Genomic DNA, 25,828 nt, shown 5'->3' with positions numbered 1-25,828 from the left:
GAATGAAATTGAATATGTCTAATATTGCGGGTAAAGTTGTAATTCTTACGGGAGCATCCAGTGGGATTGGAGAAGCTACCGCGAAAGTTCTTGCTTCGAAAGGAGCCAACCTGGTATTGGCAGCTCGCCGGGAAGAACGTTTAGAACAATTGCAAAGAGAAATTCAGAACAATGGCGGTCACGCTATTATCAAACCAACAGATGTGACTTCGCATACTCAAATGGAAGATTTGGCTGAATATGCACTAAGCGAATTTGAAAAAATTGATGTTCTAATCAACAATGCAGGAATCATGCCTCAAGCCTTTCTTTTCAAGAAAAAAGTTGATGAATGGGACAATATGATCGATGTAAACATTAAGGGTGTCCTCTATGCTATTGCAGCAGTTCTTCCGTCCATGAGAGAACAGAAATCAGGTCATATTTTGAACCTTTCCTCTGTTGCCGGACATAACATATATCCAGGTGGAACCGTATACTGTGGAACGAAACATGCCGTTACAGCCATCTCCGAAGGTTTGCGCCAGGAAGAAGCCATGAGCGGCACAAATATCAGAGTCACCAATATTTCTCCAGGCGCTGTCAGCAGCGAGTTACTGGAAACGACAAGTGATCCTGAGTCCAAAGCAGGTTTAGATGAGTTCTACAAATCCGCTATTGATGCAGATCACATCGCACGTGCAATCGCATTTGCAATTGAGCAACCATCGGATGTAGCGATTAATGAAATGATCATTCGCCCAACGGTTCAAGTGGGTTAATGGTATGATTCTCGATATTTTGATAAATTCGTCGTATCATTAATACAACAGAAAATCCAATCGCAATGTTATGAGCGATTGGATTTTCTGTTTTTATAGTTGCAGTTCAAATGGTAAAGGCCCATACAATCTATTATAAAACAATTTAAATTGTGCTAGTGTCAATTACGAATCTGTACTTCACATCTGAAGCTAATACACGTTGGTATGCCTCGTCAATTTGGTCAGCTGAAATGACTTCGATCATAGGAACGATACTATGTTCTGCACAGAAATCAAGCATTTCCTGAGTCTCACGGATGCCCCCGATCATTGAACCTGCAAATGAGCGACGGTGACCGATAAGGGACATCACGTTCACTGCCAACGGCTCTCCAGGAGCACCCACATTTACCAGCGTGCCATCCAGTGTGAGCAGTGAGAAATAAGCATTGATGTCGATATTTGCACTTACCGTGTTAATAATCAGATCAAAAGACCCGGCGAGTTTTGCGAACGTATCAGGTTCACTTGTGGCATAGTAATGATCTGCCCCGAATTGCAAACCATCCTCTTTTTTCTTCAATGATTGTGATAGAACAGTTACTTCTGCGCCCATGGCATGTGCAATTTTGACAGCCATATGACCCAGTCCACCCAGACCTACAACCGCTACTTTTTTACCTGGTCCCGCTCCCCAATGATTTAGCGGCGAGTATGTTGTAATACCTGCACATAGTAGAGGGGCAGCGACATCCAGCTCGATGTTGTCCGGAATACGAACGATGAACTCTTCGGTTACGACGATGTGAGTGGAGTACCCACCTTGTGTAGGTTCGCCGTACTTATCGACACCCGCGTAGGTAGGAACATTTCCTTTGAGACAGTACTGCTCTTCTCCTTGGCGGCAGTTCTCACATTCGCCACAGGAATCAACCATGCACCCCACCCCTACTCGGTCACCAACTTTGTACTTTGAAACTTCGGCTCCTACATCGGTGACTATTCCTGCAATCTCATGTCCAGGTACGAGCGGATAGTTTACGGGACCCCATTCGCCGTGAGCAGTATGGATGTCAGAGTGGCAAATACCGGCATATTTAATCTCGATCAGAACATCGTGCAAATCCAGATCGCGTCGTTTAATCTCAGCCGCCCGGAATGATTGGTCCGGACCGTCAACAGCTCGTGCTTTAGCAGTTATCATCATAAAACCTCCTAAGATTGTCATTCTTCCTTTTCTCTTGCAAAACTATCTTAATCCCTCTAGTTAACTCTAGGTCAAATGTCTTTTGAGATTTTGACATCCTACAACCTGCGTGGTAAAATCCCAAAAGAAATTAGAGTTAGCTCGAAGTCTATATTAGTACGAAAAGAGGAACATAAATGACATATTCAATTAGCGAAGTTGCTAAAGAATTGAATCTAACCGTATATACATTGCGTTACTACGACAAGGAAGGACTCATGCCCTTTGTAGAACGTACCCCTGGCGGAGCTCGAAACTTCAAAGAATCAGACATCGATTTTTTAAAGATCATTCAATGTCTGAAATCTACCGGGATGCCGATCAAGGATATCAAAGATTTTATTGCATGGTGTTCCGAGGGTGACTCCACCTTGCAGGAGCGATATGACATGTTTACCGAACGCAAGGCTAGTGTAGAAGCACAAATGGAAGAACTTAGAAAGACTATGGAAGTTATTGAACATAAACGTGCATATTACAGGACTGCTCTCGATGCTGGAACGGAAGAGATTCATAAAAGCAATCGAATGGGGAACTTCATTGCTAACTAAAATCGTTATGTTTAACTCACAAAAAAGAGCCCAAACGTCTATAGACGTTTAGGCTCTTTTTGTTCAATCCACTTTAGCTTGACGTTATATTGTTAATAACCCATATCCTTTAATATTTTGGATAATGTACGCAAACGCTCGCCGATCATTTCATCGTCATCACTCAAAGCTTGACTGAACAGTTTAATATCTTCATTAATTCTCTCATTATCTGTACAGATTTCCACGGACATTGCATCCCCTTGCAGGCCAACACGATCGATGACAGGCTGCTCTGGGTCATATAAATTCTCATATCTGTAGGCCTCACGAAAATGTTCCAAAGACCGACAGATCAGAATGGACAAATCCAGCACGCGATGGAGAGGCAGTTCCTCAGATTGTCTGGACCACTTTTCTCCGGTATATCTCCATACTTTGGCTGAAATATCAACCTTTCCTCTATCGTTCCACTGGGCCAATCCCAGGGAAAGACCTTTTGCGTCCGTGTTTCCGGCCATACGGCCGTCAACCTTTTCATAATTATCCGATACGACAACAGGTTTATGTTTTAACGTTGTAGGTATTTTCAATTTATTCCCTCATTCCGTTTACCTTTTTTACTAATTTACTAAACGACGGTTTCATCTTATCTTGATTTTAACCGTTAGTCAAATCAGTTTCCTGTTACATGATTTAATTCTTTGGCGGTCTATTATAGCCCTTGTCTCCGTATGGCTGTAACTTCTGAAGCCACGGCTTCAGGATTTGTTTTTGTTCCCAACGTATATCCGTCACCTTATCGATGTCCTTCTGTTCCAGTACCTCATAAGTGAATGCCGCTTCTCCGAATTCTCTCCATTCTTTTTGCAACTCGGCATTCGCAAATCTTCCTTGATCCAGTTGCATCTGCAGAGTAAACCATTTGTTTTTCAAGTTGGGATAGCTGTCGATATAGATTTTTCCGTTTACTTTGTTTTTAATTTGAGCTACGCCCATATACGTCTTGATCTGCTTATATTCCTCCAGTAGCTCCCTGCGCTTATTCATATCCATGTCTCTCTCTCCTTATCGTTTCAATTCTCTTTCCGTCATAGTGATGGAGTTCCCTCGGCAACTTTATTTCTTCTTTCAATGACAATAGGGAGCAATAGTAGCGCACCAATAATCACAAAAACACCACTCGCTATAAATACACTAAGCAGGGAAAACGTATCCTTGAGATACCCGGAGGTAAGCATGCCAACCACCATCATTCCCATAAAAATCGGCATGATCGCTCCGGACACCCGGCCAATAAATGCCCCTTCCGTATTCCGCACAAGAAGCGTCTGAATCCCACCTTGGATACACGGGAAGAACAATCCGCTGATTACGAGCAGAATAATGGTTAACCAAATTTGTGTTGATGCGCCCATTCCGACCGTACAGATCGCATTAACAAGTAAGCCGACTAAAAGCAGTAACTGTGGCTTCACTTTTTTAGCGATCCCGATAATTACAGCTCCTCCGACCAACATGGCCGCCCCATTTGCCATTACGAGCCATTGTAAGAATTCTTTATCCTGACCCAAATTTTCAATGACAAGAAAGAGCTGAAGCGGCTGAGTCAATCCTGATGCCAAACCAACTGCCGAAAAGGTTAATCCCAGTGTTCTCAAGGATTTATTCGCCCCGATATAACGCAGGCCATCCGTGAGCTCTTTAACGAAGCCGCCACGATTCCCTGATTTCTCCTCCTCTACATCTCGGGGAAGCGATAATAATACAACCGAAGAGCCCAGAAACATGACCGCTGTCAGGATGAGGGATACGCTAATGCCAAACTTAATGAAAATAAACGTGCCGATGACTGGCCCCAAAACCATAAAGACAGCAACAAGCGTTTGGGACATCGCCATAACACCCTGCAATTGTTCGGCTGGTACATGCCGTTTGTACAGTTTCATCGCGGAAGGCTGAGAAAACTGTGACAAGCTGGCAGAAACGAAAGACCCAATCAGAAGTGCAATCCATCCACCATTTATGACTGCAAGCAATACAACGGCAACGGACAAACCTGATAATAAATCGCTCCATACCATTGTTTTTTTCGGCCGCCATCGATCGGCAAAGGTACCGCCAATCAGACCAAATATAAAGATCGGTGAAAATTCCGCTACCGAAATCAATGAAATATCAACCGGATTATTATGCGTCAATTCGGAAACATAAAGAAGCACCGCATAATTACGGATCCAAATTCCGAGCTGCAAGAGCACCCGGGAAAAAATAATTGTTCGAACATATGGATTGGCAAACATGTTAATACCCCATATCCTTTAAGATTTTTGCTAACGTTCGCAGCCTTTCACTATTCATTCCATCATAAAGCAACTGCTTCTTTCATTTTTATTCCTCCTATCCCCCAACTTTCTATTTAGTAATTTAGTAATTTACTAATTTACTAAATCAAGGCTTCATTCTATACAGGATACCTTCCTTCGTCAACCGTTTTTTTGAATTCTTCCTTTTCAATTCTGCTTTTGAACAAAAAGTGATCCATGGGAAAAAGGTGCTGTTCAGCTTAATTTCACAATAATTTTTGTGCTAGAAATGTATCCAAAAAAACAAAAAAAGCCGCTAAATTAGTGGCTTTCCGTGCTCGAACATGTATGATTATGTCGTTTCAATTGCCTACTCAATGAATAGTCACGATTGTGGACCAAAGAAGCAGACTTCAGGATCCACTAATTGGTACTTGGAATCGAGTAGTCTACTTTTGGAGTAGTGGCTCCCTCCGGCTTTAATTGAATGGACCGCTGGCAGATCGCTGTGATCACAAAAGCCATCAGAGCTAGTAGCACAGCTACTGGTGGCACCCAGTTTACACCACCTAAATTGACAGCAAGCCCGCCAATTCCGGAACCGAGTGCTATCCCTACGTTTGCTGCCACGGGTAGCAATGTGGACGCAAACGGTCTGGAATTCGGCGCGATCGCTCCGGAGACGTCGAACAGATAGAGCTGGGACGCTGCGCTCATGGATGATGACAGGCAACCGATCAGGAACAGGAACGCCAAGCCCAACCACAGGTGAGACACGGTGAAGCTAAGTCCCAGAAAGATTGCAGCTTGAATGACGAAAAGCCATTTGAGCTTGGGCAAGAAATCACCTTTGGCTATTTTGGCACCGATCCAGTTGCTCAGTATGCTGCAGGCACCGTAGATGAGGAGTATAGCGCTAATCCAACGTGCAGATACACCCATGGAGTTCCCCAGCAAAGGAGTAATATAAGTAAAAATTACAAAAATACAACTGTTTCCAAGAACCGGTATCAAGCATGCCAGCAATATGCGCGGCTTCATAAATAGCGCCATCTGATCACTGAATGAACCCGCAATGGTCGTCGTTTGTCGCGGAAGAATCCGGAACATGAATATGAATGGCACAACCCCGATGCCTGCTGTAACAACAAACGTCATGGACCAGTTCAGATGCTGTCCGATGAAGGTTCCGAGCGGAACGCCAAGCACATTGGCAATGGAAAAGCCACCCAGTATCCAGGCAATCGCATCCCCTCTCCGTTCCCGGTTAACTGCATCGCTTGCAATCGAGATCGAAAGCGATATCGTAAGTCCGCATGCTACGGCTGAAACGATCCGAATAACCATCAAGGAATAGAACGTCGTTGAGAAAATGGTAAGTACGTTCAAGGCAAGCACGACTGCAAACCCGATTAAAATGGAGTTTCTTCGGGGAATTCTGGCCAAGAAAGCAACGGCAAACGGTGTTCCGATCGCATAGGCAATAGCAAAGCCGGATACGAGCGCGCCTGCGGCAGCCAGCGACACTTTCATATAAGTTTCGATTTCCTTCAATACGCCCACAATTACGTATTCGGTTGTTCCCAATACAAAACTAACCAATGTAAGTGTTAAAATAAGTAAATTTTCTCTTTTTCTAGTCAAAAATAAGCCCTCACATTTCTCTCTAATGTTGCAAACGTTTCATTTTCTTAAATGGATTCCTTTCTTAACAGATTTTGCTTTCACATCCCTTCAATTCGATATATAGTACATATTATTGAATAGTGAAATTGTACTGTCAGACATGCTAAGCGACAATCAAGGTTGTTGTGATCTTCATCCAAAACATTATGTATGTTGTCATTTCACCATAGAATCTTGAAGGGAAGATATTAATGAATACACGCCATGAGCCAGACCGACTGCATGAAGATCAAGATTGCATTATTATTTATGTAGGGAAGTTGGCAGATAATCCCCATTGGAGTTTTCCTACCCATAAGCATGACGATTTGCATGAGATTATTTATGTTAATGAGGGACAGGGCTCGTTCACGATTAATGGGACAAAGCACTCGGCTCAAAAGGGAGATGTTCTTGTATACAATAAGGGAACACTTCACGAAGAAAGATCGGACCCGGAATTCCCTTTATCCACCTTTTATTGCGGCTTTCGTTTCAAAGAGGGTACTCGTGTCAACAATGATTGGGTTGTTCCACCTGGTAGTGATCCAGTTGTTCGTGCCAATCGTTATTCCGAAGAGATCCGTTCGTTAATGCAGACCATGTTCAATGAATTTTCAATCCGGGAAGAAGGATACAACTCTATCTCTCATCATCTGCTGAATGCCGTTTTGCTGATTATCAATCGCATGTCTCACCATCAGCGCACAGCAAATGAGATCGTTCGAAGCAATACCCTCGCTGAAAGTATCAAAGATTATCTGGACACGAATTATCGTCAAAATATTAAGCTGAAAGACTTGGCTGATCAATTCCATATCGACTTCTATTACTTGATTCATATGTATAAAAATTGCTACGGTACCTCCCCTTATCATTACCTCATTCAGCGGAGAATGGGAGAAGCGACCCGATTGTTGGTTTCAACCAAGAAAAAAGTATGGGAAATTTCCAAATTGGTTGGGTACGAGAACCCAAACTACTTTACGATTCTATTTACCAAAACAGTCGGTGAATCTCCGAGAAGTTTCCGCAAAAGAAACCAAAAAGACATGTTCGGTGACCCTTCCAACTAAAAAACAGGTAACCGAAGGGCTACCTGTTCTGTCATATAAGAAGAGAGTATGTTCACGTTTACTGGTGGCAAGTCCTTATCTTTGCCACTCCTTTTTTTATAATTGAAGTGCTTCATTAGAGGCTTCATCCGAGTCTGGTTCAACATGAACATGGACAGTGTATACCTCATGTTCCCTTAACAATTCGTCTTCTACATTTGTTGAAATATCATGAGCTTTCTGAAGATCCAAATCCGATCGTACCAGAATTACCACATCGACAACGGCATTATTACCGTAATTTCGGGCTCTTAAGTCTTTTACCGCCTCTACGCCATCTACACTGGCAATTGTACTCCTGTATTCCTTGATTAGCTCTTCGTCAAATCCATCCGTAAGATGGTGTGTTGCTTCACGAAAAATGTCCCAAGCGGTTTTACATATTAGAAAGCCCACTGCTACAGCTGTTAATGGGTCAAGCCATGGTAGGCCGAATTGTGAACCAATAATCCCTATAACTGTCCCTATACTAACCCAGGCATCAGAAATATTATCTTTTGCAGCCGCCATAACCGCCTGGCTCTTGATCTTCAAAGCAAGTCTCTTGTTATATCTGTATACGAGATACATCACAGCGGCACATAAAATGCCTGTCCAGGCTGCCATGATGTCCGGAGATTCGCTTTTCCCCTGGAAGACGGATGTAATCGCTCCGTAAAGCACTTGCAGCCCAACTACCATCATTATGAAAGACGCAACCAGTGAGGCAACGGTCTCTGCTTTCCAATGTCCGTATGTATGATCTTTATCAGCAGGTCGTTGAGCAAGTCTCAGACCGATAAGAACCGCGATCGAAGCTATAATATCGGTAGCATTGTTCAACCCATCGGCTTTTAAAGCTTCAGAATTAGACATATAACCGATAATCATTTTAATTGCAGTCAAACAAATATAAGCAATAATACTGATAATTGCTCCCTTTTCACCTAGTTTTAAGTTGTCATACTTTATTTGCTCCACGAAACGTAATCCCCCTGATCCCAACTGTTTTCTAGCACTTTACGATGGTATCATCACGATGTTGTGTGGGTCTAGAGAAACGTTTTGAACCAAGTAAAACAATGTCTGTACAACGAAAGAGTTTGACCTCGGCCAAAAAAAGTTGCGATAAGTAAACTTTTAGATATTGTGAATCGCACCCCTTCTCCAGTCACAATGCTCCTCTTTACTTCGGTCTGCCCCACCTTTTCCGCCATAGGCTTGACTCTGGTATCGTACCAGGGTTTATCGTGATGTATAACAAATATGGCTTTACAATTCAGGAGTGGATGAAGATGATGTTGCAAAAACAGTTTGACCAAGTGTTTAAAATTATGAAGCAATCGTTTCCCACAGCCGAATATCGGGAATATTCAGAACAGAAGAAGCTGCTGTCCCATTCATGCTATCGCCTTCTTACAGAGGAAAATGAGCAGAATGAAGTGATTGGCTTTCTCGCAGGCTGGGAGTTCGAGTCGTTCAGATATGTTGAGCATTTGGCTGTATCTCCGAACATTCGTGGAGGCGGCATAGGCAAGCGGTTAATGGAGCGTTTCATGAACCTGTCAGACAAGCCGGTTATATTGGAAGTTGAATTGCCAGAAGATGAGCTGAAGCGGAGAAGGATTGGATTTTATGAGCGCCTGGGATTCTGCCTGGGAGATCATTCTTATGTTCAGCCACCCCTTCGTGCTGTAAGTCAGCAAACCTTACCTTTACAGATCATGAGTTATCCGGCAAAGTTGACCCCGACACAATTTGAAATGGTGAGAAAATTGCTGTATAAGGAAGTGTATGGCGCGACTTCAGCATACGCGCACGCATATAATAGCTAAATGCAAACGAGGAAGAAAACCGATGAAAAACGATTATAAAATCAATGAAATCTCGAAGCTTTACGGAATAGGTGTTGACGCGCTGCGTTATTACGAAAAATTAGGATTGCTCGTGCCTCGGCGAGACGGAAACGGATATCGTCTGTACAGCCTTCAAGATATGTATAAGCTGAACATCATTCGGGACCTGCGCCAGTTGGATTTTACCATGCAACAGATCAAAGCGTATTTAGATCAGCAAAGTGTCGAAAATACACTTGAACTGTTATTGACTGAACAGGAACTGATTAAGGAACAAATAGCCAAACTCGAAACTACCCAGCGTATTATTCAAGGCAGAATCAAGGTGTTAACTGATGCCAGCAAAATTCATACAGGAGTTTTCTGTATCAAAACGTATCCTGACCGGCCGTGTCTGCAGCTCAATACACGCATAACTCGGGATGAGGAGATGGATTATGCCATTAAAAAGCTACATCAAAAACATAAAAGTCATATTCCGGACTTTGGAAACCAATTATATGGTGCATCCGTGTCGCTTGAGGAACTAAAACATGGCGTGAAGGATGTTTTTAACTCCGTCTTCTTTATCTTCGATCCTGACGAAGCCAGAACGATCGATTACGATTACATGCTGCCAGCTGGTGAGTATCTTTCCCTTTTTTATCGGGGTAACTACCGTCAAAGTTATGAAAAAATGCTTGAGGTCGTTGCTTATGCGAATGAAAAAGGGCTCTGTGTAATGGGGGATCCTTTTGAAATCTATGAAATTGATAATCGTGATACGATCATTACCGAGCAATTTCTGACCGAAATACAGTTGCGGATTGTCAAAGAATGATAAACTCCTTAAGGTAGAAGTTATTGGATACGACGACTTGATACTATAACTTCTACCCTTATAATAAAAAAAGCCGCTAAATTATTAGCGACTTTTTTTATGTTAGTATGTTAAATCCTTTTCTCTGCGACTGTAACTCCAACTCATTGTAGTGATTAGTGAATATCTTTCTTTTTGAAATTGCCGCCCTTCACTTCGGCTACGTCGTACACTACAATAAAAGCGTTGGGATCAATTTCGTGAATGATATCCTTGATTTTGCTTTCTTCCATACGGTTGATTACGCAGGTAATCTCTTTGAATTGTTCATTGGAATAACCACCGTAAGCATCGGTATAGGTTGCTCCACGACCTAATCGGTCACGAATGGTTTCGACCATGATTTCCGGTTGATTGGTGATAATTTTAAAGGTTTTGGAGCCGCTCAAACCTTCTTCAACGATATGTATCACTTTGGAAGCGATGTAATATGCAAGTGCGGACAAAATCGCCCCTTGCAGACCAAATACAGTTGATACGACAATAAAGACAAACATGTTCAAGAATAAGATTAGATCACTGGTTCCAAAAGGTAATTTGCGTGAAAGCAGGACAGCCAACATATCGATTCCATCCAATGCTCCACCGTTACGTAGCGCCAAACCCATACCAAAACCGATGATAATCCCGCCCACAACGGTAATTAATAGTGTATCCCCTTGAATAATCGTGGGTACATGGTGCATAAGGCTTGTACCCACAGCTAGCGAGGCAATACCGATAATGGAGTAAATAGCAAAGCTCTTACCTATTTGTTTGTAACCTAACCATACAAATGGAATGTTGATGATACCAATCAGCATCCCTAACGGTAAACCAAACAGTTGTGAACCAACGATACTAAGACCTGTCACACCACCGTCTGATACATTGTTTGGAATTAATACGGCTTCCAGTCCATACGAGGTGATAAAAGCCCCGATCATAATCAATAATACTTTGGAGATGATTTTCAGTTTGTTCGATTTTTGCACGTTCCTTTGATTCATTCCTTTTCCCCCTTGGACAATTAACCGATAAAAAATAGTCTATAATAAATATCACTATTTTGGCAAATTAATAATCTTTATTAGCAGGACTGCTTCTGTTGATTGTATCAATTACTCCACAGCTCCAGTGGCGCCGATTCGAAGATCAACTTCCACATCAAAATCAGCTCGGGATAGTTCTTGCCCCCAGTTAGACTGCGCTTCCTTATATAAGGGGTATTGATATGCCCTGGCATAAAATCCAAACCCGAAAGGATCAATTTCATAGTCCTGGCACTTTTTGATGAGCGCCTCAATGTTTTTTTTCATTTCCTTACTCAATTTATTTTCCATTTCCTCAGAATTTTCCAAAAGTTCAAATTCAAGAAACTTTTCAGTTATAATAATGATCGACTTTACTTTAATTTTGTATTGAAATCTGCCATTTTCATAAAAGGATTTAGTTTTTACGGAAATATCGCCTAAAGAAAAACTCACCTTGTCGATGTTAAAGGGCAATGTTTGTTGTAGGTCATCAACCTGAAAAGTTAAACTGACCCCTGGCTCAGCTTGATTTTTCAAAATATGAAGAAGTGACGTTTCCTGATAAGACAGAGAAGTTCTGTATTGCCCTTTTTGGGATAAAAGAGTCGTTCCTTTTAGCATAATCTTGTTATTTTCGATCTTGATCTCCGAGATGGAAGGCGTCATCGCTCGGTCATTCAATTGTCTATGCAGCTCCTGCGCGGTTGTTTTCACAGTAGCTGAACTTCTACTGCCTGAATCCACAATCGCTTTTACAAATAAAGGTAACGGCGGTTGGTCTTTTGCTTGAAACTGAAAAATATCCGCAATAGAACCATCAAAAGCAACGATGCGATCGGTAATCGTATTCCGAGGATCACGGAATGTAACATCAAGGACTTTAAACCAATCCTTATATTGAAGCAATTGGTTTCCTATAATAATGACTTGATAATTACGTCCCGCAAGCGAACCCGGAAATTGGGCATCCTGCTGATTCCTCGACTGCCTTAAACCTTCTGCTATTCCTCCCCCTTCCCGGCTTTTCTTTTGAATGTCTTTACTGAATACAGGTGCAGATATATAATAATGGAGCTTTTTATCTACGACATCCAAACCAAGAGCCAATGGAACCGTTGCATCTTCTAAATTGGTTTTGTCGTTGGAGCAACCTGTGAGCGCAGCCAATAAAATACAAAACAGACTCGAGATCATGAATTTTACGCCCCATTTCATAAGTCTCGCCCCCGTCCCATCTTTTTGCGGATCGCTACATACAGAAGAATGCCCGCAGGCAGAGCAAACTCCATCATAAATCCAATGTAATTAAGTGAATAGTTTATTTGGGCTGATTCAATAAAGCTAGGCCGATAGAGGAAAAAGCTAAGTTCAATGACAACACACCACACTGCAAGGTGGTATCTTTCCTGACCCTTTCCCACCAGCGATGCAGAGCACTTCGACACCAGATACATGGAGGGAATCCATATGCATGAGAACACAAACAGATAAAATGCAATAAATAGCACTTCCACCCGCTCTATAAACTGGAATTCAATGGACTTCATAATGCTAATCACCGGGTCGTTATACTCCCCGATCTCATCTGGGCTAAAATACACGTAACAAATCAGCGTGATTCCCAAGTAAACCATGCAAGTAAGCGTGTTTGATATCATCATGGCAGGCAATGCCTTTTCTTTGTTAACTAGATGGGGATAGAGAAACAAAACTAAACCGATGCCAAGCATCGGATAGATCATAAATTTTATGGATGAAAGAACCGGAAACCATCCCTCTTTAAAGATGGGCAGTAAATAGAGCCAATGGGCATGACTCAGCGTAGATACATAAATGAACGGAATCCAAACGGAGAGCATCGTGACAATTTCACTATACCGGCCAATCGCCTGGAAACCATGTTGCGCAATCTGAAATGTGGGTATGAGCAGCAGCAGGACTAGAATATAAATATATGTGCTCGGCAATAACCATAATTTAATGACAAGTGAAGCAACCATATAACCGTCATATGCCAGAAGCAAATAATAGGCCATAAATATAAAAGCAGCCATTTTTGCTGCCCACACGCCAATATAACGCTGAATCAATTCTAGTATTGAGCTGTTTGGATTATATCTCATCACCTTGACGATCGCTATGGAGGCCAACGTCGCCAGTCCCCAGCCCAAGAAAATCACTAGCCAACCATCCGTCCCCGCATGTCTTGCGAGTTCTCTTGGAAGAGACAAAAAAGCAACGCTGATTTGGAAAGTAGAAATAATAAGAATGAATTGAAGCATAGTTACCGGACGAAAAGTCTTCATTTGCTAGTTTTTCTCCTTCCATCCTCTACTTTTCCCCTGGCGTCTTGACTGACGTGATTGCGTGCTTACTGGACGGTTGTTCATCATCCACAACGGTACCCGTAATAAGGTATCCTTCCAATCCGCAGCTCTAAATGGAGCTATAGGTGTGCTATAGGAGGTATTGAGCGAGTTTAATGTTATTAATCGGCCGATGATGGTCATCATACCCACGACTAGTCCGATGAACCCAAACCAGTTAGCGAGTATCATCATCATGAAACGCATGAGGCGTACAGCTGCCATCATATCTGGATTAGGAATAATAAAAGATGAGATAGCTGTAAAAGCGACGACGATAACCATCACATTGCTGATCAGCCCAGCCTGAACAACCGCCTGTCCAATGACAATACCTCCCACGATCCCTACGGTCTGCCCTACCGGAGCTGGAAGCCGAACCCCCGCTTCCCTTAGCATCTCAAGTGTGATTTCCATAATGATTGCCTCAACGAATGGAGGGAATGGAACTTGGCCCCTTGATTCACCAAGCGTTAACAACAGTTTCATCGGTATTATCTCAAAATGAAATGAAATGACTGATATAAAAAATCCAGGCAAAAAAATGGCGATGAAAAAGGCAAACATACGTAAAACTCTAAGAAACGACGAAATGGACCATCTGGAACTGTAATCATCAACCGTCTGAAAAAAGGACATGAAGGTAACAGGCGCTACCAACACACTGGGCGAACCATCGACCACAACGACACATCGTCCTTGCAGTATTTGAGAAGCAGCTGTATCCGGTCTTTCTGTCGTAATGATTTGGGGTAGTAAAGCAAGGGGTTGGTCTTCAATAAATTCTGCTAATTCTCCAGTGTTAATAATGGCATCCACATCTATGGATTGAATCCGTTCTTCGAGTACTTTAATCATCTCCGGTTTCGCCACATCTTCCAAATAAAGCAAGGATACTTCCGTTTGGCCTCGCTTCCCAACGATATACCGTTTGAGCTTTAACTCTTTGTCCGCGATATAACGGCGGATCATGGCTATATTTTGAGAACCGGTCTCAGTAAATCCTTGATGAGCTCCTTTCAGTGATGGCTCCTGCTGAGGATCCTCAATCGCTCGCTGCGGCAAACCTTTTGTATCTAGTGCATAGGCGATACTTCTTCCTTCGATAAACAGTACGCTATAGCCGAGGATAATGGAAAGTTTGAGATCATCCCACTTGGTATACGGCTTCATATATCCAACCGTTGTTATGAAGTCTTCGGAGGGGTTTCCGGTTTCGAGCTGAAGCGGAGCAAGAACATCATGATTAAGCGACGTTTTGTCAGTCAATGCTTCCATATAGATGATGGTAGCTTGTTCTCCAGTTTGTTTTATATATAGCTTTCGAATGATCAGATCGGGAGTATCTGTGAAAATTTCTTCAATTCTAAGGATGGATTCGTCTAAACTTTTGGTGATGCTTTCATCTTTCCTGATCATGGCAGATTGTTCATCCACTACCCTAGCCTCCCTTCTTCCAGCAACTTTTCCTTATTATGACGATTATTGGAGACGATATGCATATCACTGAAATCTACTTCAAAGTTAGTCCACAAAACTTATTTTATGTAAATAAAAATGTAACCGTTGGCTCTTTTAGTCGGGAATAATATACCTCAAGTCAAACACAAAAAAGACGCTCCTAGTACCCAATTGGATTGGTACTAGGAGCGTCTTATATTGGATCATTTCCTAACAGAAACGGATTTATTATAAAATAGACCATTCTGTCTGAAAACGCAGTATAAAGTAAGGAATAATGAAGTTAAGCCAATCTCATTTTGAAGTCCTGATAGCCGAACTCGCGAACCACTTCGCAATCGCCATCTTTTCTTTTCACTGCGATGGCTGGCAGCGGCATACCGTTAAATGTATTGGTTTTGACCATGGAGTAGATCGCCATGTCCTCAAATACCAGTCTGTCACCCGTTTTGAGCGGTTGGTCAAACGAATAATCGCCGATCACATCACCTGACAGGCAAGTTTGTCCACCCAGACGATACAGGTGGGCTTTCTCCCCTGCTTCTCCCGAACCGATAAGCGGCGGGCGATACGGCATTTCCAGCACGTCCGGCATATGGCATGTTGCCGAGGTATCCAGAATGGCAATGTCCATACCGTTCTTGTGGAAATCGAGCACAGAAGTCACCAGGAAGCCCGCGTTCAGCGCAACCGCTTCGCCCGGCTCCAGATATACTTCCAGACCATATTTTTCCTGCATGCGTTTAATGCAGGCTTCCAGTCTAGGAATGTCGTAATCCTCGCGTGTGATGTGGTGTCCACCGCCGAAGTTGATCCATTCCATTTGTGGCAGCCATTGTCCAAACTTCTCTTCTACCGCATTCAGCGTCGTTTCCAGATCATCTGAATTTTGCTGGCACAAGGTATGGAAATGCAGTCCGGAGACTCCTTCCAACAGCTCAGCACGGAAATCTTCTTGCTTTGCACCGAACCTTGAACCAGGAGAACATGGATCGTAAATCTCATGCCCCTCCTGAGTCGAGCATTCAGGGTTAATACGCAGGCCTACTTTTCGACCAGCCTGAAGCGCTTTGCCCTTGAATTTCTCCAGTTGGGAGAATGAATTGAAGATAATATGATCAGTAATCGAAAGGATTTCATCGATCTCATCTTCGCGATAAGCCGGGGCAAAGACGTGGTTCTCTTTACCCATCTCCTCATGACCCAGGCGGGCTTCATACAGCCCGCTTGCCGTTGCACCGCTCAGATATTCTCCAATGAGCGGATACATCGTGGTCATGGAAAATGCTTTCTGAGCCAGCACGATTTTGGCTCCTGTACGTTGCATGACACCGTTCAGGATTTTGAGATTTCTTTCGATAAGTCCTTCGTCAACAACAAAACATGGCGTCGGTAATTGCTCAAACCGCATCTTAACGAACAAGCTCCGATTCTTTGACTTCTTCTGGCAATTCGTCAACGAGTACTGGGTTGAAATCTTCAACCCATGGGAGACCCCATTTGTTCAACTCTTCCATGAATGGATCTGGGTTGAACTCTTCAACGTTGTATACGCCTGGTTTGTTCCATTTGCCTATCATCACCATTGCTGCACCAATCATAGCTGGAACACCTGTTGTGTAAGAGATGGCTTGGGAACCAACTTCTTTGTAGCATTCTTGGTGATCACAAATGTTGTAAACGTAGTACGTTTTGTCTTTGCCGTCTTTTTTACCTTTGAAAATGCAACCGATGTTCGTTTTGCCCACAGTACGTGGTCCAAGGGACGCCGGATCTGGCAGTACCGCCTTCAGGAATTGAAGCGGAATGATTTGTTTGCCTTCGTATTCGATAGGTTCGATCGAAGTCATGCCCACATTTTCAAGTGCTTTCAAGTGCGTAAGGTAGCTTTGACCAAATGTCATGAAGAAACGAATGCGTTTCAGACCAGGCATATTTTTAGCCAAGGACTCCAGCTCTTCATGATAAAGCAGGTACATGTCTTTCTCGCCAACTTCTTTGAAGTCATAGACACGTTTGATTTCCATTGGTTTCGTTTCGATCCATTCACCTTTTTCCCAGTATCTTCCGTTAGCCGAAACTTCGCGGATGTTGATTTCAGGGTTGAAGTTGGTTGCGAACGGATAGCCGTGATCCCCACCGTTGCAATCCAGAATGTCAATATATTCAATCTCGTCAAAGTAATGTTTCAGGGCATAAGCAGAGAATACACCAGTAACACCTGGGTCAAATCCACTGCCTAGCAAAGCTGTAATTCCCGCTTTTTCAAAGCGCTCTTTGTAATCCCATTGCCATTTATATTCAAATTTTGCCGTATCTTCCGGCTCATAGTTCGCTGTATCCATGTAGTTCGTTTTCGTTGCAAGGCAAGCATCCATGATTGTCAGGTCTTGGTAAGGCAATGCCAGGTTCATGACGATATCCGGTTTAACTTCGTTGATCAGTGCGATCAGTTCGTCAACGTTGTCGGCATCCACTTGAGCTGTCGTAATTTTTGTTTTACCGCCGTCCAACTTCGCTTTAAGATCGTCACATTTGGATTTCGTACGACTTGCGATGCAGATTTCCTCAAATACTTCGCTGTTTTGAACGCATTTATGAACTGCTACTGAAGCTACGCCGCCGGCGCCGATGATTAGTGCTTTTCCCATTTTCCATTCTCCTAACCCAATATGAATTTTTTTTAAATTAACTTCATTATTTTTCTCATTTTTCAACTTTTCGCCCGTTCTGAACCAACAAAAAAAGCAAGGTGAAAAATGCCCCAAACGCGCATCATCACACTTGCTTGTCGATATACATCATTAAAAAGACGCAAAGTTTCCATAACTAAAAAAGTTCAAAAGAACTCCTCTAGCGGAAAGCTTCTTCATGTATATCAATATCAGATCAGAGTCTATATAGCAAATAATTCGCCTTTACCACTCTTATTGACCGTTTCACAAGTTGATGTGCAGATGCACTGGTTGTAAAGTAACCAACTTATAAAATTTGAGCTTTTAACTCAATCAATAAGGCAACATAAGTTGCCAATCGGCGTTTGACCCGGCTGTCCGTATGGCCTTAACTTCCTTAAGAGAAGTGGTCAAAAATTATCTGCTGGAAAGACCTGATTCATGTTGATATATCTGCTTTCCAAAATCACAGGTCTTACAATATCAGATACATTAAAAAAAATCAAGCGATCTCTAAAAATTTATTTATTCATCATTTTGGAACACACATTTCTCTCTTAGGCATATCTGATTATAATGGCAAATCTTTAAATAGTTACTGCCTAATGTATCCAGCTCTTTCTCAATTTTCAAACTGACATGTCAACGATAACGATGTGTAACATAGAAGTTGGATTATCCTAAAATAGATTGATTTAGGTAGAATAATCCTTTAGTTTTCCATGTCGAATATAAGTTATTACGCGAAGTTAAGAAAAAATATAAAACTCCCAAAAATATTTTCTTCCCACTTGAAATTTTATACATTTTTGATAGGAAGATATGATATATTTGGTATGTAATTTAAAATATATCCCAGAAAAGAGGATCTTATGAAAAAAGCTGTTTTGCTATTAGCTGCAATTTTCATGTTTTTGCTTTCCAGCGCTCCATCAGCATCTGCAGCTGGAGACCGCCTCATTTATGACATCATGTATAACAATTCGATTCCACTCGTATCCAACAACGTCAGGTTTTCACTGCAATACAGCGTCTACGGCGACCTACAGCTCTGGGATAACCGCACACACACGATGTTATGGAACACCAAGACCAATGACACGAGAATAAATCACTTCAAGATTGATTATTGGAGTGGAAAACTAGTGCTCCAGGATCCCCAAAACACACCTTACTGGACGTCAGACAACAAGGCATGGTCTACATCGTACTATGGAGCGGACAATCTGCCACCCAACCTCAGGGGTAACGTGCTCATCGTTCAAAACGACGGCAATTTGGTGCTATACAATACAGAAACACCGAGTGCAGGCTGGTATCCTGTCTGGGCTTCCAATACAGGAGGCCATTAAGGTCTATTGTACTGGAGTACAAGCTGTTAATCGAAGCTTCAATTGACTGATGCTTACCCTCATTTCTTTACGGTAATACAAATACACTCCACACAGTATAAACGTGTGCGAGTGTATTTTTTTGTAAGGTGAATGTTTAAGCTGCATTGACGCATACTCTTTCATTCGTATCTGTGTGTATCTTGCTCTCTATACTCCAACTTCTCCGATCATTTGCCGCTCTATCTTTTTCAACTCATAAAAATAACCTTTTTGCTCCATTAACTCCGCATAGGAACCTGCTTCCACTACCATTCCCTGTTCCAGCACTACAATGCGGTCCATCTCTTCCAGACCAGTAAGCCGATGACAGATCAAGAGAAGCGTATCCTCAGCTGCTTGTGCGTAGAGATGTTTCATCACACGTTCTTCTGTAACGTAATCCATTGAGGAAGTAGGTTCATCGAGAAGCCATAACCGTCCCTTACGAAGCATGGCCCGTGCCAAAGCCAGTCTTTGCTTCTCACCATCCGACAGGTTTTCCCCTTTTTCATATACTACATCGGTTAAAGCTGTATTCGGCAGCTGTACTTTTTCCAGCACATCTACCAGTTGTTCATCCGAATGTTCTTCATCATTTAACAAAAGGTTATCCCGGATCGTTCCCCGGAAGAAATGACTTTGCTGCAAGACAACATTAGCCGTCTGCCAAATGCTTGCCTCATCCAGTTCCTTCAACGAAATGTCATTTAATTGAATCTCCCCAGTTGTAGGTGTACGCAGTTTAAGCAGCAGTTCAATAATCGTTGATTTGCCTGATCCGCTCGGTCCGACAATCGCCGTTTTGGAGCCGGGTAAAATATGCAGCGAAATGTCCTTTAACGCTGGTCTCCACCCCCCTTCATATTGAAACGTAACATCGGAGAGATCAATCGAAACAGCCTGATTGGCAGGTAACGCTCCTTCTGGCTGTGAAGACACAGACTGCCTGTCGGAAGTCTGTATGGTTTCCGTCAGACGTTTGGCTGCGTGCTCGCTATCCTGCTTATACAAAGGTAATGTCGCCATTGCCGCAGCTTCTTCGAATACGGTTAGTGAGGCCATGACCAGCATTGCAAGAAACACGCCAGCCAGCGCTCCATCGATAATCAGATAAGCACCAAGTGTCAGCACGCCCCAGGAAATAAGGAACGTAACCAAAGCATGCATGGATTGCCCGCGCAGTAGGTGTCCGGCAGCCCGTTGCTGCTGGACCGTCAACGCAGCAGAAGCCTTCTGCAGCTGCTGCTCCCGTCGAGTCAGTTGTCCGTACACTTTCAAATCCCGGAACCCATACAATACTTCGGTGACTTCTGTGGAAAGCAGCGCCCGTTGTTCGCGAACGTGTCCATGTATTTTTCGCTGCCCAAGCAAAACTATTCCCGGTACAACCAATGTCGTTGTGAGCATACCTACTACAAACAAAACCGCAATCCAGAATGAAAAAGCAGAAGTAAACAACACTGTAGCCAAAAAGACCATAACAACAATAATCGGTGGATAAGCGACGCGCAAAAAATAATGTTGCAGACTCTCCACATCCCCAACAATGCGCGCAAGCAGGTCCCCGCTTCGTTTTTTGTTCAATATACCCGGCGTCAAAGGAATGAGTCGGGCAAAAAAGGATGTACGCAAACGGCTAAGCATGGAAAATGTCGCCCGGTGTGAATACAAGCGCTCTCCGTAACGACTCGCCGCCCGAAGCAGTCCAAGCAGCTTGACCAGCGAGGTGAGTACAATTAAGGTGTAAAGCGGTGGCGCGAAGACCGTCTGCGAAATCAGATATCCGCTAGCCGAGAAGAGGGCCACTCCTGCTATCCCGGCAATAAACCCACCTAGAATAGAAAGAATGATATCCTTGCGCTCCTGAATCATGGCTTTGGACAAAATCGCTAGCTCATTCATGATAAGCCCCCCTTTCGTTGAACATCAACCATCTCGGCATACTGGGGTAGGCGCGCCATAAGCTCTTCATGGCGTCCCGAATCTACTAGCACACCGTCGTCCATAAACAATATACGATCAGCATGTTGAATCGTATATAACCGGTGAGCCACCGTAATCATCGTCGCGGTTTCTGCCAATGTGGCAATGGAATGTTGCAATATCTGCTCTGTGCGCAGATCCAGTCCTACCGTGGGTTCATCAAACAATATGATGGATGGGCGCTTCAAAAAAGCACGTGCCAAGGCAAGTCGCTGCTTTTCCCCACCAGACAGCCCCCTTCCTCCTTCACCAACCAAGGTATCGAAGCCATGCTCCAATTGGGCAGCAAGTTCGGCAAGCCCGGCAGCCTCTGCCGCCTGCTCGATTTCAGTCCTGGATACATTTCGCCCAGCACCAATCGCAATGTTCTCAGCAAATGTACCTGCAAAAATATAGGGATGCTGTGTAATGTAGCTAACGTGTTCGAACCATGAAGTCTCATCATATTTGAATAGCGGCTGTCCATTTACCAGAACCTCTCCTGATGCTGGTTTCAGCAAACCCGCAATGAGATGGAGTAACGTCGTTTTCCCTGAACCACTTTTGCCGACAATGGCAATGTATTCTCCCGGATCAAGCTGTGCTCGACCAGTCTCAAGCTCGAATGATTCGGGCGCATACCGAAATCGGAGATGGTTCAATATGATGGTCGGCGGTATGGAACTGCCATTGGAACGGTCCATTTGCAATGTCCCTATCCCGTTTCCTCTTTCCATCCGATCCATGTTATCGACCTCGTCAATTCCATCGGATGTACCTGATCCTTCTTTGCCATCTACCGATATACTCTCCCCAGCCGTTTCCTCAAGCATCTGCTCTACCTTACGAACTGCTCCCATACTTGTTCGACCGCTGTGAAAAGCCGTTCCCGTATTTTTCAACAGACTGTAGAACTCGGGAACGAGCAGCAGCACGAGAAACGCGGTATGGAACGCCATCGATTTGAATACAAGCAGCTGGATTGCAAGCTCAAGAGCCACGATACCGATGCTTAGCATTACGATCGATTCCAGCATGAACGTATTGGTAAACGCAATCCGCAAAATGCCCATCGTGGCATCGCGGTAACCGAGGCTAGCGCGTTCAATCTCCTGCTGCTGACGGTGAGCCCGTCCAAATATTTTCAACGAAACCAGCCCTTGAAGAGAGTCCAGAAACGTACCGGAGAACTCGGCCAGCTGCGCATATTTCTCCTCTGATTTGTTCTTTGTTTTCAGTCCCACCAAAATCATGAACAAGGGGATAAACGGTGCCGTAAACAGCATAATGAAGCCTGAATTGGCATGCTGCATAAACGTTACCACCAAAATCAGAATCGGAATGATGGCAGCCTCCATCATACGCGGCATGTACTGACTGAAATAACTGTCAGCCTCATCCACAGCATCCAGAGCAACACTGACCTTTCCGCCTGTTTGTCCACGAAGGGTTGATGGCATCGAGGCATGGGTCAAATGTTGCAGCACGGCTGCTCGCATATTCGTCTTCGCACTGGAAGCCATATGCAAACCAACTTTTCCGTTCCCATAAGACAACCCTGTACGTACGACCATGACAGCCAGAAGTATCCCGAGCAGCATGACGACCGACGAAAGGGAAGCCTTCTCCACAAAAATCCGTTGTACTGCTTCAGCAAGCAGCGCAGCCTGACTTACAATCGCTGCACCCAGCGCAAGTGAAATCACTGCAAGAAGCACGAGACGTTTTCGTTGCCCAGACATTTGTTGAGAGATCAGGTTTGTCTTCCTCTTCATGTAAGCTCTCCTCCTTTCAATGAACCTGTGAGATTACTCCCTTACATCACATATTAAATTCAATTTATTTTTTTCCCTTAACATAATCCGCATCAAACAGAAACAGTTTGAAAACCAGAATTAAGGAAGGAATCAACATGCACATGCCACCGATAAACACAACAACCAGTGCGAAGCCCATCGCTGGTGAGGTTACACTGTTTTGAATTGTAATAAACGGATCAAGGATATAAGGATATTGACCAATTCCGTAAGCGAAAAAGGCACAGAAAAATTGCAGCATGATACATATAAACGCTAATCCGTAGCGGCGTCCGTTATAGATCAGCCACATCGCAATCATGAAGAAGGCAACGGAAAGCGCAAGTAGCCACCATAAATCCATCATATTTTGAAAATGTCGCTCATTGTGCTGTCCCAAATAAATAAATGCAGTCAGTGCGATGATAATCGTCGGTGTGCTCCAGAACAGGGCATAGTTACGCACCAGCTTCAATGCAGAGTGATCCTCTGCCCGCGACGCATAGAAGGTCAGAAATGAGCTGCTAATGAACAATACGGACACAATCGCGAGTCCAACGATGCTCCATGATAACGGATTGGTAAACAGTGTCCAGTAATCCAGCGAAACCGTCGAACCCTGCTTCACGATAAAACCACCTTCAGACAGCGTTAGCGCCACTGATAGCGAAGCCGGAATAAGCAATCCCGAAGCTCCATATAGAAACAGATACACGATATTATTTTTGGAACCATAGTTCTCAAAGGCATAAAACGACCCACGAATGGCGAGCAAAATGACCGCAATACTGCCCGGTACGAGCAGAGCTGATCCGTAATAATAAGCCGTGTCCGGAAAGAATCCAACGATGCCAATATAGAAAAAGACAAAAAATACATTCGTAATCTCCCATACCGGTGATAAATAACGGGAAATCAGACGATTAATCAGGTGATCCTGTTTCGTCAAGCGTGCATAAAAGGCAAAGAAACCCGCCCCGAAATCAATGGAGGCTACAATTAAATAGCCATACAGGAACAACCAGAGCACCGAGATGCCAATCAGTTCGTAACTCATGTACGCTCACCCTTTTCTGTAGACGGATTGCGCTTCTCCTTCATCCATTTCTCCATCTCGACTTCTGCCGGATTATTGTTGAACAAACGTCTTAGTACGAGAACACACATGACTCCCAGAACGATGTAGAGAAGCAGGAAGAAGAAAAAGATCATTCTGATGTTGGGTGATGAAGTGGCGGCTTCCTCAACACGCATATATCCCCGGATAATCCACGGCTGTCTCCCCAGTTCAGCATAGAACCAGCCCAGTTCAACTCCGAGAAAAGCCATGGGTGCGCCTAGTGCTATAATCCCAAGCAGCCACTTGTTCAGCTCATTGCGCTTTTTCCAGAACACAAACAGGAAGTACAGAACCGAGATAGCCAGTAGCGTAAATCCGATTCCCGCCATTAAATCAAACAGGTAGTGAACGAGCAGCGGCGGCCATTCGTCCTCCGGAAACTCCTCCAGTCCGGTTACTTCGGCATTAAAGTCACTAAAGGCCAGGAAGCTAAGCAGTTTCGGAAGGTGAAGCGCTCCTATAATTTCATGCTCCGCATTCAGCCATCCCAATAAAATCAAATCTGCGCCACTTTCTGTCTCAAAATGCCATTCTGCTGCTGCAAGTTTCTCCGGCTGATGCTCGGCCAGAAATTTGGCGGACACATCTCCCGCTAATGTGTTCAGTAAGCCGAACAGCAGAACCACCGCCATCATGAGATTCAAGGCTTTTTTGTGGTAGGCGGATGCCCCTTTTCTCAGTAGCGCAAAGGCTGCAATTCCGGCTAACAGGGCAGCTCCTGTCAAATAGGCCGAGCTTAACACATGGAACACCTTGGAGAATGTCGCCGTATTCAGCATCGCCTCCACCGGGTTAACCGCAGTGAATTGGCCTGCTTCCATGACAAAGCCTCCAGGCTGGTTCATGAAGCCGTTCACCGTCGTAATAAACACAGCCGACATGCCTGCACCGGTGACGATGGGAATCGTCAGCAGCCAGTGGATGTACGGATTTTTGAATCGATCCCACGTATACAAATAAATGCCCAAGAAGATGGCTTCAAAAAAGAACGCAAACACTTCCATGAATAGCGGGAGTGCTATGACATTGCCAGCCAGTTTCATAAAATTCGGCCACACCAGGGCCAGCTGCAGTGAAATCGCTGTACCGGTCACCACACCAACCGCCACAGAAATGACAAACCCTCTTGACCACCTCTTCGCCATCAGTGTGTAATGGGGGTCCTTCTTGCGAATCCCCATGAACTCTGCAATTGCGATCATTAGAGGTATACCGACGCCAAGCGTCGCAAAAATAGCGTGGAAGCCCAGCGTCATACCTGTCACCAGCTTGCTCCACATCACCGTATCGATTGCCATCCTTTACTGCCTCCTTTCAAACTCTGTTCGATTTTCGTACTGATTTGAAACTTTTAATTATTAGGTCAGTCATCCCTTGGGCTGCGTTTAATATCAGGTTTAGAGAAGTCCCACGAAATAGGTTCAGAGTTTGTCTATAAAGCGTTCCTCCATCATTGTATGTACAAAGAGAATTTTTTCACAAAGTAAGAGACGAGGAAGCTTTACCTGATACTGAAGGGCCAAAGTACTTAACAGGACCTAATAGTTAAAATTATTATATCTTTGTGAATTAGCAATTCAATCACTGACACGTCTTCGTCCCTAAATGTTCAAGAAAGGATCAACTCTTTCTGACAACTCGGTGAAAAGCGTAAAAAATACCCAAAGGAGCTATTGATTCTTTGGACACAACCGTGGTATTGCGATTTTCAATTCTACTATGCGTGCAAGATGTTCGGGAAAAATAAAACTAAAGAAGCCGCT

Annotated in this window: 22 protein-coding genes; 6 read left to right on the top strand and 16 right to left on the bottom strand. The window is 43.7% G+C overall.

Annotated features, from left to right (window positions below; genetic code table 11):
• Nucleotides 1-14: 14 nt before the first annotated feature.
• Nucleotides 15-761 carry an SDR family oxidoreductase gene (locus tag MHB84_RS25535; protein ID WP_076289358.1) on the top strand — a complete coding sequence of 249 codons (747 nt, stop codon included), beginning with the start codon at nt 15-17 and terminating at the stop codon, nt 759-761.
• A 145-nt stretch (nt 762-906) separates the two neighbouring features.
• On the opposite strand, the gene MHB84_RS25530 is transcribed toward MHB84_RS25535, so the two are convergent.
• Nucleotides 907-1,947: an NAD(P)-dependent alcohol dehydrogenase gene (locus MHB84_RS25530; RefSeq protein ID WP_076289190.1), complete on the bottom strand. Its 1,041-nt coding sequence runs from the start codon at nt 1,945-1,947 to the stop codon at nt 907-909.
• A gap of 179 nt (nt 1,948-2,126) precedes the next feature.
• On the opposite strand from MHB84_RS25530, the gene MHB84_RS25525 reads away from it, so the two are divergent.
• Nucleotides 2,127-2,540, top strand: coding sequence for a MerR family transcriptional regulator (locus MHB84_RS25525; RefSeq protein ID WP_076289189.1), 414 nt, complete (start codon nt 2,127-2,129; stop codon nt 2,538-2,540).
• 92 nt (nt 2,541-2,632) lie between these two features.
• On the opposite strand, the gene MHB84_RS25520 is transcribed toward MHB84_RS25525, so the two are convergent.
• From MHB84_RS25520 to MHB84_RS25505, 4 genes are all read right to left on the bottom strand, one after another.
• Nucleotides 2,633-3,112, bottom strand: coding sequence for a DUF6530 family protein (locus MHB84_RS25520; RefSeq protein WP_076289188.1), 480 nt, complete (start codon nt 3,110-3,112; stop codon nt 2,633-2,635).
• A gap of 103 nt (nt 3,113-3,215) precedes the next feature.
• Nucleotides 3,216-3,575: a GIY-YIG nuclease family protein gene (locus MHB84_RS25515; protein WP_076289187.1), complete on the bottom strand. Its 360-nt coding sequence runs from the start codon at nt 3,573-3,575 to the stop codon at nt 3,216-3,218.
• Nucleotides 3,576-3,610: 35 nt separating this feature from the next.
• Nucleotides 3,611-4,822 (bottom strand): MFS transporter, encoded by a 1,212-nt coding sequence (locus MHB84_RS25510; protein ID WP_076289186.1) that lies wholly within the window; start codon nt 4,820-4,822, stop codon nt 3,611-3,613.
• A 426-nt stretch (nt 4,823-5,248) separates the two neighbouring features.
• Nucleotides 5,249-6,469: an MFS transporter gene (locus MHB84_RS25505; protein WP_076289185.1), complete on the bottom strand. Its 1,221-nt coding sequence runs from the start codon at nt 6,467-6,469 to the stop codon at nt 5,249-5,251.
• Nucleotides 6,470-6,702: 233 nt separating this feature from the next.
• Between MHB84_RS25505 and MHB84_RS25500 the strand changes: the two genes are divergently transcribed.
• Entirely contained in the window at nt 6,703-7,566 is an 864-nt protein-coding gene (locus MHB84_RS25500) for an AraC family transcriptional regulator (protein WP_076289184.1), read from the top strand.
• A 96-nt stretch (nt 7,567-7,662) separates the two neighbouring features.
• Here the strand turns inward: MHB84_RS25500 and MHB84_RS25495 are convergent, their stop codons facing one another.
• A complete protein-coding gene (locus MHB84_RS25495; RefSeq protein WP_076289183.1) occupies nt 7,663-8,565 on the bottom strand; it encodes a cation diffusion facilitator family transporter in 903 nt (300 codons plus the stop codon).
• A gap of 314 nt (nt 8,566-8,879) precedes the next feature.
• Here MHB84_RS25495 and MHB84_RS25490 point away from each other — a divergent pair, with 314 nt between their 5' ends.
• Both MHB84_RS25490 and MHB84_RS25485 read left to right on the top strand, forming a co-directional pair.
• The gene (locus MHB84_RS25490) at nt 8,880-9,419 is read left to right on the top strand and encodes a GNAT family N-acetyltransferase (protein WP_076289182.1); all 540 of its coding nucleotides are present in this window, start codon (nt 8,880-8,882) and stop codon (nt 9,417-9,419) included.
• 22 nt (nt 9,420-9,441) lie between these two features.
• Nucleotides 9,442-10,260 carry a MerR family transcriptional regulator gene (locus tag MHB84_RS25485; protein WP_076289181.1) on the top strand — a complete coding sequence of 273 codons (819 nt, stop codon included), beginning with the start codon at nt 9,442-9,444 and terminating at the stop codon, nt 10,258-10,260.
• A 155-nt stretch (nt 10,261-10,415) separates the two neighbouring features.
• On the opposite strand, the gene MHB84_RS25480 is transcribed toward MHB84_RS25485, so the two are convergent.
• The 6 genes from MHB84_RS25480 to MHB84_RS25455 form a co-directional block, all read right to left on the bottom strand.
• Entirely contained in the window at nt 10,416-11,288 is an 873-nt protein-coding gene (locus MHB84_RS25480) for a YitT family protein (protein WP_076289180.1), read from the bottom strand.
• A gap of 111 nt (nt 11,289-11,399) precedes the next feature.
• Complete coding sequence (locus MHB84_RS25475) at nt 11,400-12,527, bottom strand: Ger(x)C family spore germination protein (RefSeq protein WP_076289179.1); 1,128 nt, start codon at nt 12,525-12,527, stop codon at nt 11,400-11,402.
• Nucleotides 12,524-13,618, bottom strand: coding sequence for a GerAB/ArcD/ProY family transporter (locus MHB84_RS25470; protein ID WP_076289178.1), 1,095 nt, complete (start codon nt 13,616-13,618; stop codon nt 12,524-12,526). The genes MHB84_RS25475 and MHB84_RS25470 overlap by 4 nt, the downstream gene beginning before the upstream one ends.
• A 3-nt stretch (nt 13,619-13,621) precedes the next feature.
• A complete protein-coding gene (locus MHB84_RS25465; protein WP_076289357.1) occupies nt 13,622-15,097 on the bottom strand; it encodes a spore germination protein in 1,476 nt (491 codons plus the stop codon).
• A gap of 325 nt (nt 15,098-15,422) precedes the next feature.
• Nucleotides 15,423-16,550, bottom strand: a complete 1,128-nt coding sequence (gene nspC / locus MHB84_RS25460) for a carboxynorspermidine decarboxylase (protein WP_076289177.1) — start codon at nt 16,548-16,550, stop codon at nt 15,423-15,425.
• Nucleotide 16,551: 1 nt separating this feature from the next.
• On the bottom strand, nt 16,552-17,790 hold the full coding sequence (locus MHB84_RS25455; RefSeq protein ID WP_076289176.1) for a saccharopine dehydrogenase family protein: 1,239 nt from the start codon (nt 17,788-17,790) through the stop codon (nt 16,552-16,554).
• Between the two features lie 896 nt (nt 17,791-18,686).
• Between MHB84_RS25455 and MHB84_RS25450 the strand changes: the two genes are divergently transcribed.
• Nucleotides 18,687-19,166 carry a hypothetical protein gene (locus MHB84_RS25450; protein WP_076289175.1) on the top strand — a complete coding sequence of 160 codons (480 nt, stop codon included), beginning with the start codon at nt 18,687-18,689 and terminating at the stop codon, nt 19,164-19,166.
• A 189-nt stretch (nt 19,167-19,355) separates the two neighbouring features.
• Here the strand turns inward: MHB84_RS25450 and cydC are convergent, their stop codons facing one another.
• From cydC to MHB84_RS25430, 4 genes are all read right to left on the bottom strand, one after another.
• Nucleotides 19,356-21,089 carry a thiol reductant ABC exporter subunit CydC gene (cydC, locus tag MHB84_RS25445; protein ID WP_076289174.1) on the bottom strand — a complete coding sequence of 578 codons (1,734 nt, stop codon included), beginning with the start codon at nt 21,087-21,089 and terminating at the stop codon, nt 19,356-19,358.
• Complete coding sequence (gene cydD, locus MHB84_RS25440; RefSeq protein WP_076289173.1) at nt 21,086-22,924, bottom strand: thiol reductant ABC exporter subunit CydD; 1,839 nt, start codon at nt 22,922-22,924, stop codon at nt 21,086-21,088. The genes cydC and cydD overlap by 4 nt, the downstream gene beginning before the upstream one ends.
• A 64-nt stretch (nt 22,925-22,988) precedes the next feature.
• Complete coding sequence (locus tag MHB84_RS25435) at nt 22,989-24,002, bottom strand: cytochrome d ubiquinol oxidase subunit II (protein ID WP_076289172.1); 1,014 nt, start codon at nt 24,000-24,002, stop codon at nt 22,989-22,991.
• Nucleotides 23,999-25,363, bottom strand: a complete 1,365-nt coding sequence (locus tag MHB84_RS25430; protein WP_076289171.1) for a cytochrome ubiquinol oxidase subunit I — start codon at nt 25,361-25,363, stop codon at nt 23,999-24,001. Before MHB84_RS25430 ends, MHB84_RS25435 begins: the two co-directional genes overlap by 4 nt.
• Nucleotides 25,364-25,828: the final 465 nt, after the last annotated feature.

Source organism: Paenibacillus sp. FSL F4-0087 (assembly GCF_038020215.1).
In the GTDB taxonomy this organism is placed as follows: Bacteria; Bacillota; Bacilli; order Paenibacillales; family Paenibacillaceae; genus Paenibacillus; species Paenibacillus taichungensis.
Note: the sequence above shows the minus strand (reverse complement) of the source record. Positions and strands in the feature narration are given on the sequence as shown.

Excerpts from the sequence above, each read along its gene's own strand:
- MHB84_RS25455 (WP_076289176.1), bottom strand. The coding sequence starts at position 17,790 with ATGGGAAAAGCACTAATCATCGGCGCCGGCGGCGTAGCTTCAGTAGCA.
- cydC (WP_076289174.1), bottom strand. The coding sequence starts at position 21,089 with ATGAATGAGCTAGCGATTTTGTCCAAAGCCATGATTCAGGAGCGCAAG.
- MHB84_RS25450 (WP_076289175.1), top strand. The coding sequence starts at position 18,687 with ATGAAAAAAGCTGTTTTGCTATTAGCTGCAATTTTCATGTTTTTGCTT.
- nspC (WP_076289177.1), bottom strand. The coding sequence starts at position 16,550 with ATGCGGTTTGAGCAATTACCGACGCCATGTTTTGTTGTTGACGAAGGA.
- MHB84_RS25430 (WP_076289171.1), bottom strand. The coding sequence starts at position 25,363 with ATGGCAATCGATACGGTGATGTGGAGCAAGCTGGTGACAGGTATGACG.
- MHB84_RS25480 (WP_076289180.1), bottom strand. The coding sequence starts at position 11,288 with ATGAATCAAAGGAACGTGCAAAAATCGAACAAACTGAAAATCATCTCC.
- MHB84_RS25470 (WP_076289178.1), bottom strand. The coding sequence starts at position 13,618 with ATGAAGACTTTTCGTCCGGTAACTATGCTTCAATTCATTCTTATTATT.
- MHB84_RS25535 (WP_076289358.1), top strand. The coding sequence starts at position 15 with ATGTCTAATATTGCGGGTAAAGTTGTAATTCTTACGGGAGCATCCAGT.
- MHB84_RS25525 (WP_076289189.1), top strand. The coding sequence starts at position 2,127 with ATGACATATTCAATTAGCGAAGTTGCTAAAGAATTGAATCTAACCGTA.
- MHB84_RS25515 (WP_076289187.1), bottom strand. The coding sequence starts at position 3,575 with ATGGATATGAATAAGCGCAGGGAGCTACTGGAGGAATATAAGCAGATC.
- MHB84_RS25500 (WP_076289184.1), top strand. The coding sequence starts at position 6,703 with ATGAATACACGCCATGAGCCAGACCGACTGCATGAAGATCAAGATTGC.
- cydD (WP_076289173.1), bottom strand. The coding sequence starts at position 22,924 with ATGAAGAGGAAGACAAACCTGATCTCTCAACAAATGTCTGGGCAACGA.
- MHB84_RS25490 (WP_076289182.1), top strand. The coding sequence starts at position 8,880 with ATGATGTTGCAAAAACAGTTTGACCAAGTGTTTAAAATTATGAAGCAA.
- MHB84_RS25465 (WP_076289357.1), bottom strand. The coding sequence starts at position 15,097 with ATGATCAGGAAAGATGAAAGCATCACCAAAAGTTTAGACGAATCCATC.
- MHB84_RS25530 (WP_076289190.1), bottom strand. The coding sequence starts at position 1,947 with ATGATAACTGCTAAAGCACGAGCTGTTGACGGTCCGGACCAATCATTC.
- MHB84_RS25485 (WP_076289181.1), top strand. The coding sequence starts at position 9,442 with ATGAAAAACGATTATAAAATCAATGAAATCTCGAAGCTTTACGGAATA.
- MHB84_RS25510 (WP_076289186.1), bottom strand. The coding sequence starts at position 4,822 with ATGTTTGCCAATCCATATGTTCGAACAATTATTTTTTCCCGGGTGCTC.
- MHB84_RS25475 (WP_076289179.1), bottom strand. The coding sequence starts at position 12,527 with ATGAAATGGGGCGTAAAATTCATGATCTCGAGTCTGTTTTGTATTTTA.
- MHB84_RS25435 (WP_076289172.1), bottom strand. The coding sequence starts at position 24,002 with ATGAGTTACGAACTGATTGGCATCTCGGTGCTCTGGTTGTTCCTGTAT.